Origin of the sequence: Psychrobacter sp. UBA2514 (assembly GCF_002341255.1) — a bacterium.
Lineage (GTDB): Bacteria > Pseudomonadota > Gammaproteobacteria > Pseudomonadales > Moraxellaceae > Psychrobacter > Psychrobacter pacificensis.
Genome location: NZ_DDNS01000012.1, coordinates 95,863 through 98,218 on the forward strand (window position 1 = coordinate 95,863; position 2,356 = coordinate 98,218).

1 protein-coding gene is annotated in these 2,356 nt (G+C 46.9%); it reads right to left on the reverse strand.

Annotated elements, in window-relative coordinates; translation table 11 throughout:
- Positions 1–101: 101 nt before the first annotated feature.
- Positions 102–2,132 carry an ATP-binding cassette domain-containing protein gene (locus B3V51_RS04520; protein ID WP_212564045.1) on the reverse strand — a complete coding sequence of 677 codons (2,031 nt, stop codon included), beginning with the start codon at positions 2,130–2,132 and terminating at the stop codon, positions 102–104.
- Positions 2,133–2,356 lie beyond the last annotated feature (224 nt).

Genomic DNA, 2,356 nt, shown 5'->3' on the forward strand with positions numbered 1-2,356 from the left:
AAAAACGATGTAAAAAAAGGGAGGGCTGATGCCCTCCCTTTTTTATGTTTGATTACTTACGACGAAAATCGCTTAACAGCCAAATCTCATATAACTTGCTACTAAAATTCCGCTTCCATCTCTTCTAGCGTCGTCATCGATAGCAGCAATTTTTCTTCGTTATCGCTGTGCTGCTGCTGTAGTGCGGTTTGCTCATTCAATAAGACCAGTAAGTCCGCCTTACGGCTTTCTTCGTACAACTTGGTATCAGCTAGCTTTTCCTCAAGCGTTGCAAGCTGCCCTTCAATCTTGGCAAGTGCTTTTTCAGTCTCTTCTATCTCGCGGCGGATAGGTGCAGTACGTTTACGCTGTTCAGCGGCTAATTTGCGTTGTTCTTCTTTACTAAGCGCTGGGGTCGCAGTGTTACTTTTTGATGCATTATCAGGTGCTGTATTGCTCACTTGATTGGTCACTTGGCTATTGCCTGTTTCACGTGAAACCAATTTTTTGCTCTCTTTCTTGCTTTTCTTCTTACTGCTACTTTTGTCTGATGCGTTTTCTTGCTTACGCTTTTCTGCCAGCCATTTGCCGTAGTCACTGATGTCACCGTCAAACTCGTCAATTCTGCCATCATGAACCAGATACAGCTCATCACAGACATTGGCAATTAACTCACGATCATGCGACACCAATACCACCGCGCCTTTAAAACCTTGCAAGGCGATCGTCAATGCTTGGCGCATTTGTAAGTCCAAATGGTTAGTTGGCTCATCGAGTACAAGGACGTTGGGACGTTGCCAAACGATCAATGCTAGCGTCAGACGCGCACGCTCGCCACCAGAGAATAGCTCACTTGGCGTATCGATACGATCTCCGCGAAAATCAAAGCTGCCCAAAAATGAGCGTAACACGGCATCAGAGGTCTTGCCTGCTAGGCGGCGCAGCATTTCTATCGGCGTGGCTTTGGCATCCAAGATATCCATTTGATGCTGGTTAAAGTAGCCAAGTTTTAAGGTATCGGACACGCGGTAAGTACCTGACAAAATTTTCAGCTCGCCGACCAAGGCTTTAATCAAGGTCGACTTACCTGCGCCATTCATGCCCAATAGGCCAATACGCGTATCCGGCGTCACTTGCACATTGGCATCACGCAGTAGCGGCGTCTCGCTGTAGCCAATATCTGCATGGGTCAGCTCAATCAGCGGTGAGCTCATGTTTGCCGGTTCATAAAAGCGAAAAGAGAATGGGTTATCAGCCATCATTGGTGAGAGCTCTGCCATACGCTCTAGCTGTTTGATACGGCTTTGGGCTTGCTTGGCTTTACTGGCTTTGGCACGGAAACGACGAATGAAATCATCCAAGTGGGCGCGGGTCGCTTCTTGCTTCTCAAAGGCTTGCTGCTGCTGCGCCATGCGCTCGTGACGGGTGCGAATGAACTGTTGATAATTACCCGTATAAAGGGTTATTTTTTGTTGTTCGACGTGCAAGATATGACCGACGGTAGCATCCAAAAACGCTTGGTCATGCGAGATGACGATGACCAGTCCAGTATAAGCATTGATCCAAGTCTCAAGCCAGAGAATGGCGTCTAAGTCTAAATGGTTGGTCGGCTCATCGAGTAGCATCAGATCAGCGCGGCTCATCAAAGTTTTGGCGAGGTTTAAGCGCATGCGCCAGCCACCTGAAAACCCTGAGACAGGCAGCTCGTGCTGACTGGTGTTAAACCCAAGGCCTGCCATGATTTGTGCCGCTTTGGTTGGCGTACGGTAGCCATCGATTTCATCGAACTGCTGATGCAAGACGCCAATTTGCTCATCACTGACGCTACTTAAGTCATTGAGCGCTGCATTGATCTCATACCACTGCTCATCACCGCTCAACACGTAATCAATTGCCGTCTGATCACTGGCTCCGACTTCCTGCGCCATATGCGCGACATGCCAGCTATCAGGAATACTGACCTCACCTTTATCGAGCGTGACCTCGGTATCGCCTTTGCCCATTTGCGTCAACAATAAGGCAAATAAAGTCGATTTGCCGGTGCCGTTGTTGCCTGTTAAGCCAACTTTATGACCTGGATGTAGCTGAAAGCTTGCACCTGCAAACAATTCACGACCATCACGGCGAACACCAACGTCTTTAAATTCGATCATATAATTTCTTCATCTCAGCAATAATATAAATATAGGGCAATAAGAAACACACATAGGGTATGCCAACTGGCGGCTATTATTTCAAACGCTTGCCGCATAGGCAAACAATTAAATAACTATTTCAAAACGAAGTGTTTTAAAATTAAGTATTTATGCCAATGACCCTAGATTATATAATCCTTGTCAGCCTATCGATACGAATGACTAGGGCGTGTTGAACATTC

Excerpts from the sequence above, each read along its gene's own strand:
- B3V51_RS04520 (WP_212564045.1), bottom strand. The coding sequence starts at position 2,132 with ATGATCGAATTTAAAGACGTTGGTGTTCGCCGTGATGGTCGTGAATTG.